General features: G+C 33.5%; 8 protein-coding genes and 1 tRNA gene. 5 read left to right on the top strand and 4 right to left on the bottom strand.

Annotated elements, in window-relative coordinates:
• The first annotated feature begins 2 nt into the window (after nt 1-2).
• The 5 genes from ACRCJ0_RS07205 (at nt 3) to ACRCJ0_RS07185 (ending at nt 5533) form a co-directional block, all read left to right on the top strand.
• Nucleotides 3-75 (top strand) — tRNA-Arg (locus ACRCJ0_RS07205).
• Nucleotides 76-112: 37 nt separating this feature from the next.
• Complete coding sequence (locus ACRCJ0_RS07200) at nt 113-1480, top strand: polysaccharide biosynthesis protein (RefSeq protein WP_431390033.1); 1368 nt, start codon at nt 113-115, stop codon at nt 1478-1480.
• A gap of 44 nt (nt 1481-1524) precedes the next feature.
• Nucleotides 1525-4155 carry a YfhO family protein gene (locus ACRCJ0_RS07195; protein WP_431390032.1) on the top strand — a complete coding sequence of 877 codons (2631 nt, stop codon included), beginning with the start codon at nt 1525-1527 and terminating at the stop codon, nt 4153-4155.
• Nucleotides 4156-4175: 20 nt separating this feature from the next.
• Nucleotides 4176-5126: a glycosyltransferase family 2 protein gene (locus ACRCJ0_RS07190; RefSeq protein WP_431390031.1), complete on the top strand. Its 951-nt coding sequence runs from the start codon at nt 4176-4178 to the stop codon at nt 5124-5126.
• A 2-nt stretch (nt 5127-5128) separates the two neighbouring features.
• Nucleotides 5129-5533 (top strand): GtrA family protein, encoded by a 405-nt coding sequence (locus ACRCJ0_RS07185; RefSeq protein ID WP_431390030.1) that lies wholly within the window; start codon nt 5129-5131, stop codon nt 5531-5533.
• Nucleotides 5534-5614: 81 nt separating this feature from the next.
• On the opposite strand, the gene ACRCJ0_RS07180 is transcribed toward ACRCJ0_RS07185, so the two are convergent.
• From ACRCJ0_RS07180 to ACRCJ0_RS07165, 4 genes are all read right to left on the bottom strand, one after another.
• The gene (locus ACRCJ0_RS07180) at nt 5615-5932 is read right to left on the bottom strand and encodes a hypothetical protein (RefSeq protein WP_431390029.1); all 318 of its coding nucleotides are present in this window, start codon (nt 5930-5932) and stop codon (nt 5615-5617) included.
• A gap of 47 nt (nt 5933-5979) precedes the next feature.
• Nucleotides 5980-7227 carry an aminopeptidase gene (locus ACRCJ0_RS07175; protein ID WP_431390034.1) on the bottom strand — a complete coding sequence of 416 codons (1248 nt, stop codon included), beginning with the start codon at nt 7225-7227 and terminating at the stop codon, nt 5980-5982.
• 21 nt (nt 7228-7248) lie between these two features.
• The gene (locus tag ACRCJ0_RS07170) at nt 7249-7704 is read right to left on the bottom strand and encodes a flavodoxin (RefSeq protein WP_431390028.1); all 456 of its coding nucleotides are present in this window, start codon (nt 7702-7704) and stop codon (nt 7249-7251) included.
• Between the two features lie 106 nt (nt 7705-7810).
• Nucleotides 7811-8324: GntR family transcriptional regulator (locus tag ACRCJ0_RS07165; protein WP_431390027.1), on the bottom strand; the 514-nt coding region annotated here is incomplete at its 5' end.

Below are 8324 nucleotides of genomic sequence, written 5' to 3'. Positions count from 1 at the left end.
TTGGTCTCGTAGCTCAGGGGATAGAGCACTCGTTTCCTAAACGAGGTGTCGGAAGTTCGAATCTTCTCGGGACCGTTAACAAAATTAAAACAAAAATATTGTGAGGATAAAAATGAAGACTTTAAAGAACATTTTAAACGTTGCAATGTCTAATATTGTCGGCTTCGGGACCAGCTTTATCGTTGGTTTCATCTTGCCGGGGATTTTGACTGTCGCGCAATACGGGTCTTATAGGCAATATACCTTGTACCTGAGTTTTACCTACCTTTTCCATTTAGGATTTGCAGATGGGATTTATATTAAGTATGGTGGTAAGGAATTAAATGAGTTAGACCACAATGTTATCAGAGATGAACATAATTTTGCGAATTTTTTCCAGTTCATCATGTTCATAGGAATGTTCCTAATATCTCTTATTACAAAAGATCCGGTACTGATTCTTTTCTCGATCGTTACCTTCTTTTCTAATGTCACGACCTATCAGTCAAACTTTTTACAAGCAGTTGGTCAATTTAATACATTTACCGTAGCATCTATGTTCCGGTCAGTATCATATATCGCACTGTTATTAATCGGAATTTTTATTTTTAAATCGGAAGACTACGTATTCTATATCATATTAAACGTATTGTCTTATGTGTTAATGTACATCTATTATGAATTCCGATTTGTTAAGCAATTAGGTTTTAATCCCGTCTTCACTGTCAAAGATAAATTTGAAATTTTTAGAGTTGGATTCTTAATTTTATTAGCCAATATGTCATTGACATTCGTTGGTAATATTGGTTCTTGGATTGCAAACTGGGGATTCCCAATTGAAGAATTCGCCCAATATTCTTTCCAAAACTCAGTGTTAAATGTCATTATCCTAATTGTGAATGCTGTCGCTTTAGTATTCTACAATTTAATTTCAAAAACAGACTCTCCTCGAGTAGCCAATATCATTAAACAATTGACATTGTTACTTGGTATTTTTGGTGGATTAGGATTCTTTGTATTTAAGTGGATTATCGAATTCTTCCTTCCAAACTATGCGGCATCAATCGAGTTATTATCCATTACCTTTGTATCGATTCCATATATTATGATTTCAAAAATCGTTGTGGCCAATCTATACAAGGCTAAACGAAGTGAACGAAAATATATCCGCGACTCAATTTTATATGCGGTATTGGCCTTTGCTTTTGTAGGAATCATATTCTTTATCACTAAATCATTATCTGGTATAGCATGGGCCACAACCTTATGTTATTTCTTATGGTATCTGTATGCTTCACGGCATGAATTTAAGGCTATGAAAGGTGATGCCAATGAGTGGTTGTTGATCATAAGTCATGTACTAGTATTTTACTTTACGGCGAATGTATTAAATACTTACATTGGATTCTTTGCATATGCCATTTTCTTAGCTATTATTTTGGTTATGAAGCGAGTAGAATTACAAGATATTTTCCAACAAATTGTAAAGATGGAAGATTAGAAAAGATATTTTCGTAGTTTATTATTGGGGGAGAAAAGGAATATATGAAATTTAAAAAAATAAATAAGCAGATAATTTTTAAAGAATTTTTTGTGATTTTATTATTGATAAGTGCATCAATTTTGATGCATTTTTTCTTTATTAACAATCAATGGGACAATAATTTATTGATGGCTGGACCGAGTGATCAGACGCAACAAATGTTAGTTTTCAAAGATTTCTTATATAAAGAATTTACGAATGGTAATTTTTTCTACAGTTTTAACTACAGTGGAGGCGGAAATTTTCTAACCAAATTAAGTTATTATTATACAACGTCTATATTTTATTATATGACGGTATTGGTAACCTGGATATTAGAAAAATGTCAGATAATTAGTACCCCAGATATTGTATACTGGGGAGAAATCTCCTTATTTCTTTCGGTTATCAAATCTAGCTTAATTGCATATTTCGCAAGTATAGTCATTTCGAAGTTTAAAGTACGCAGGGCCGTGTCTATCTTTGCAGCTACATTCTATGCATTTGCTCCTATTTATTTCAGACATGCTGTTCTATGGGAATTTTTTACAGATGCCATGTTATGGTTGCCGATTATCTTGTTAGGAGTAGAATGTATCTTTGAAGGAAAAAAGGGTTGGTTATTTAGTTTAGGTGTAGCTTTGACCTTATTTAATAACGGATACTTTGCCTTTGCAAATTTATTGTTAAGTGGTTGCTATGTTATTATGCGATTGTTCTTAACATTAAATAAAGATGAAATAGCCTGGGATAAAAAATTAATGAAAATAATAATATATGGGATACTTGGATTAGGTATTTCATCTATAGGTTTTATGGTATTTGTTAAAGGATTTCTCGATAATAGTAGAAGTAGCGTAGATGTAATCGCACCACTTTGGGATAAAGAGAATTTTTCAATTGAAAGGCTATTAATTTTAGACCCCATACAAGTTGTTTCTTTTATATATTTACTCGTAATATTTAATTTTAAAAATTATCAATCAAAAATATTTCAATTTTTTAGTTGTTTCACGACAATATTAATTATCATTCGTTATAGCCCTAAAGTGGCTAGTATTTTCAACGGATTAAGTGCACCACAATATCGGTGGCACTACATAACTTATTTATTTATTGCTATTACAATTGGCATAGGTATTGAACAAATATTGAAACATAAATCTCTAAAATCAAGTATCCTCGCTTCGGGTCTTACACTATTGATTTATTACAGTACTTTAAAATCTATGGATAATAGTTATGACATTAATAAAAAATATTTTATGGTACTTATAGGTATTGCGATGTTATTCTATGTAATTCTTAGTTATACTAAACAAACTAGGATTCAGTACGGAGCTTTGATGGCGATATTCCTTTTAACAGTACCATTCATTAATCAATTTAATACGCGGTTATTTGAGCAGTATAGTCTGAAAACTGTTTCAAAAGACTATCTATATGAAACTTTTGAAAATCCAAACACGAATATATCACAAGCTATTAACTTTATTGAGAACGATGCTAATGGTTTTTATCGTATAGAATATGTAGGCATGGCTAATTTGGGCATAGCATATGAGCAAAGTACCTTTAATAATTACTCAAGCTTTCAAAATAAATATGAACAGGATTTCATAGAATTTTTTGGTTTAACTAATATTAAGGATAACAGTGTATCAATTGATGGCCTAGGTGCTAGACAGATAACAAATAGTTTATTTCAAATTGATTACGTTATTGCTAAAGACAATGAACAATACATTGTACCCGCTGGATATGAGAAAGTGAAAAGTTTCGGTGAATTATCCGTTTATAAAAATAATTATCCTCTTGCTTTTATACATCCAGTAAAAAATCAATATCAAATAACTAATAATGCATCTTTTGACTTCAAGGATTTACAATTAATTGATGGCGTATATACTACTTCTAGTAAAAATCAGCCGCTATCCATAGATCTAGAAAATGACCTAAATTTTAGTATAGAAAAGAATAATTTCTATCACGATAATTATATTTCAAAATCGGATGAAGGTATTGAATTAGTTGCTAACGTCGATGCGAGTCAAAATTATGACGAGCTTATAATTGATTATACGTTAAAAGCTGATACAGATTATTTTACTGGTAACTATAACTATTCAATAAATGGTGCAGAACTTCAAATGAGCTCACCAAATGATAAATATGCTCTGCAACAATTTCATCACCAAGTCTCTATCCCATATAATGATCAAATTGCATTTGCTTTTGCTGGTGGTAGCGGCTACGATTTTGAAATCAATCATATTTATGGACTATCATATGATCAGTTGGAAGCAAGAAGCAATGAAGATAAAAAATTAGATTACAATTTGGAACTAGCACAAGATAAATTAGAGATTAACTTTGATAACAGTGATGGTTATACCTACATAGTATTACCAATATTCTATGAAGACGGTTGGCAATTAGAGATCAATAATGAAAAAATAACAATAGAAAATGTCAACAATGGTATGATAGGATTTAAAATACCAAAAGGTCAATTAAGTATCAAAATGAAGTTTGTACAACCATATTTATATGGTTCAATAGTTGTAAGTCTGGCGTCTATATTGATCTTAATTTTGCTGAATAGCAATAGATTTAGTGAGTGGATTAGAAATCATCTGCTGAAGCAACAATAAAAAGGAGGAGACAGAGAAATATGTTATCAGTTATTGTACCGTGTTTTAATGAAGAAGAATCTATTCATCTTTTCTACAAAGAAATGGAAAAGGTAAAGCAATTGATGGATCAAGATATTGAATATATTTTTGTGAATGATGGGTCATCAGATAATTCTTTAAATGAAATGAGAAAGCTAGCCAAAGTGAATGATCAAGTGCGCTATATTTCGCTTTCAAGAAATTTCGGTAAAGAAGCAGGGATTTATGCAGGTTTAAAACAAGCAAAAGGGGACTTTGTTACCTTAATGGATGTAGACTTGCAAGATCCACCTGAATTACTGCCAGTAATGCTTGATAAATTATACCAGGATTCCACGCTTGATTGTGTTGGGACGAGACGAGTAGACCGTGAAGGGGAACCGCCTATCCGGAGCTTCTTTGCTAAACAATTCTATGCACTCATGAATAAAATTAGCGATACTGAATTTGTAGATGGCGCACGTGATTATCGGTTAATGACCAGACAAATGGTGGATGCTATCCTTAAATTGACAGAATACAATCGTTTTTCAAAAGGCTTATTTTCATGGGTTGGATTTAATACTATCTATCTAGAATTTGAAAATAGAGAAAGAGTTGCTGGTAATACTACTTGGTCTTTCTGGAGTTTGCTTAAATATTCAGTTGAAGGAATTATCAATTTTTCTGAAATACCTTTATCAATTGCTTCATATTCAGGAGCCTTGATGTTTGTTATTTCTATTATTGCAGGATTGATTATTATACTACGCGCTTTAATGTTCGGAGATCCAACTGCGGGGTGGCCTTCTTTAGTAGTGATTATCTTGTTTATTGGTGGTATTCAGTTGCTTTGTCTCGGGATCATTGGTAAATATATTAGTAAAATTTTCTTAGAGACTAAAAATAGACCCATATTTATTATTAAAGAAACCGAAGCAGATTTGAAGGATGAGTTGAACGAGGTTTAATAATGGCACTTATAGATAAGTTGAAGAAAAAGTTATTTAATCAAGAATTTGTTATATATGTAGTTTTTGGCGTATTAACAACATTAGTCAATATAGTGTCATTCTTTTTGATGAGACAAGTATCAAGCCTTTTTGTTTCTAATACAGTGGCCTGGATATTATCTATTAGTTTTGCTTATATTACCAATAAGATTTGGGTGTTTAAAGCAAGAGAATGGTCAGTACGTATAATTCTTAAAGAATTCGCCAGTTTTATCACTTTCCGCTTATTATCTTTTTTTATCGATATGTTGTTAATGTTTTTATTAACCTACCTAAATAGTGGAGAAGGTTGGGCGAAACTTGTAACACAAATTGTGGTAGTGTTGTTGAACTATATTTTTAGTAAAGTATTTATATTCAAATAATGATATGAGGCTACGTTAATTACTAAAAAATCGCTGCCAACACGCTTAGTTTCCTAGGTGGTTGGCAACGATTTTTTTTGACTAGTTATTTGCTTCTTCTAAGTTTTCTACTTGATCTTCTAGTGATTTAATGCGGGACTCCATATCATGGATTTGAAGATTGATTTCTTCAGACCTATCGATCGTTGGCGCCACATCTGCATTCGGGTTCATTATCATAATCAACCAAATTAAAAGAAAAATAATGGCCACGGCAAGGGTGATATATAACCAGTTTAATTTTGGTGAACCTTTATCTAGGTATTCAAGGGTTTCGTCAACTTTTTTTCGGTCCATGTTCTTTAAACGATTATATAGTTCATTTAGATCGTTTTCATTATTTTTGGGATTAAGCGACATAAGTAACCTCCTTTAACTTGTTTATAACAGTAATGACGGTTAGAAAATTAGAAAGCCCATTCGCCTTGTCGGAAGATAGGAAATACATTACCATCGGCATCGATACCATCGATATCCATCTCAGCTGATCCAATCATGAAGTCAACGTGGACATGGCTACGGTTAACGCCTGCTGCCTGTAATTCTTCTTCTGACATGTTAGTTCCGCCTTTAACGTTAGTTGGGTAAGCAGCACCGATCGCCAAGTGATTTGAAGCATTCTCATCAAATAGGGTATTGTAGAATGTTAGGTTACTTTGAGAAATTGGTGATTTATGTGGCACTAGAGCAACTTCACCTAAACCTTGCGCACCATCATTGTTGAAGACTAAATCTTTCATGATTTGCTCACCTTTATCAGCTGTAACGTCTACAATTTTACCGTCTGCAAAAGTTACTTTGATGCCTTCAATTGTAGAACCCGCGTAAGATAGTGGTTTTGTTGAAGTCACGTAACCATCCATCACATTTGTATCTGGTGCTGTGAAGACTTCTTCAGTTGGCATATTAGCGATAAATGGTGAACCATCAGGGTTAAAGCTTTGAGCAGATACCCAGATGTGACCTTCAGGTAAACCTAATGTTAAATCTGTACCAGGTGCAGTGTAATGTAATTTTTTGAATTGTTTATCGTTTAATTTTTGTGCTTTTTCATCTAACAAGTCACGGTGGTTGTTCCAAGCTTCTACTGGATCAGCTTCGTATACACGACTAGCTTTGAAGATGGCATCCCATAATGCATCTGTTGCTGCTTGTTTATCTTCAGCTAATTTAGGGAAAACGTGCTTCGCCCAGCCGTAGTCAGCCGCCGCTGCAACTGTCCATTTAACTTGATCGTTCATTGTCGCATTACGGACAACTTTTAATTTCTGACCGCGACTTGTTTGAACGGTATCAATTTTACTTGGGTCAATACCATTCAATAAATCTGGGTCACCAGAAACGATAGAAAGGCGTGATACTTTTTGATTTAAAATTAAATCTTCTTGGCGGGCTACAGTATAGTCTGCAACTTCAGCTAAATCTTCTGTCGCTTGGTACTCGTAGTCTAAGCGATTAGTGTAATCATCTTTCCAAGTAAAGTGTACACGACGAGCACCGTTTTCATAAGCATGTTTCGCTAAGAAGTGGGCTAGGGGTGCTTGGTCGATGGCAATGTAAATCATCACATTGTCGCCTTTTTGTACGTTAATCCCTTTTTCGATTAATAGGTTTGCATATTTGTCTAATAATTGGTCAAAATTCTCCATGTAAATATTGTCCTCCTAAGATTGCTTTTATTGATGTTGTTGGTAGCTATCTACACATTGCTGGGCAAGTTGTTCAATTAGAGGGATATCCTCATCTTCAGGATACAATTCAATCTTTACAGCTTCACCAGCTTGGATAGCACCGGTTTGTTTGAATTGTTCGGTAAAATCATCAACAGATTTACAGAATTCTTCGTAATCATATTCGCCTGAACCTAAGGTTGCGAATATTTTTCCTGTTAGATCTACATCCGCCAATTCTTCGTATAAGTCTACAATTTCATCTGGTAAGTCTGCAGCAGCACCGTATGTATAGGTCACGACAACGCAGATATCCTCTTCTAGAAAATCGGTCGCATAAACAGATTGGCATTCTACCATACGTGCATCTATGCCCAAATTAACTAAAGATTTGGTCATAATATTTGCTATTTCTTCATCGTTTCCAGTTAAAGAAGCAAAGGTAACTAGTGCCTTTGGCAATATGGTTCGCTCCTTTCAATTATAATTTTCATTTCTTATTAAATTATAGCAAAAAAAGCACTCTTTGACGATATAGAGTGCTTTCATTCGTTAGATATTCACTTTATCAAGCTAAACGGTAAGTATCGATATTTTCAAAAGCTTCTTGTGTTTCTTTTGGTAGTTGCATTTTCAGATAGTTGATAATGATTTCAAATAAGACACGTGCATCATTGAAGCGGTTTTCTGCAATCAACCGTACTAAGTCACCGAGGTACATCACGAAAGGATACATATCCAAAATGAAATCTTTTGGTTCATCCGTATGGTATTTCTCAAGAATAGCTGTCATTACAGTATGTGAACACTCTAAAGCTTCATTAACTAGGTAGTCATGATTACCAATATCCAAAATTGTTTTTAATAATGCTTCACTAGTTGTAAAGAAGTCATCAAAATTTTTGTGTTCATATGCATTCTGTACCGCTAGTACTTTCTCATCTAAAAAATCCTTGTAGTTTTCACCTTTAACCTTTTGTTTAATCATTTGATCCAACATCCGGTAACTGATAATTAATTCATAGCGTAAACGGTGGGCTACGAAGTCAACTTTCGGCACATTATCTCCGACGAAGAATCCG

This window comes from Aerococcus sp. L_32, from assembly GCF_050689315.1.
Note: the sequence above shows the minus strand (reverse complement) of the source record. Positions and strands in the feature narration are given on the sequence as shown.

Excerpts from the sequence above, each read along its gene's own strand:
- ACRCJ0_RS07200 (WP_431390033.1), top strand. The coding sequence starts at position 113 with ATGAAGACTTTAAAGAACATTTTAAACGTTGCAATGTCTAATATTGTC.
- ACRCJ0_RS07195 (WP_431390032.1), top strand. The coding sequence starts at position 1,525 with ATGAAATTTAAAAAAATAAATAAGCAGATAATTTTTAAAGAATTTTTT.
- ACRCJ0_RS07190 (WP_431390031.1), top strand. The coding sequence starts at position 4,176 with ATGTTATCAGTTATTGTACCGTGTTTTAATGAAGAAGAATCTATTCAT.
- ACRCJ0_RS07185 (WP_431390030.1), top strand. The coding sequence starts at position 5,129 with ATGGCACTTATAGATAAGTTGAAGAAAAAGTTATTTAATCAAGAATTT.
- ACRCJ0_RS07180 (WP_431390029.1), bottom strand. The coding sequence starts at position 5,932 with ATGTCGCTTAATCCCAAAAATAATGAAAACGATCTAAATGAACTATAT.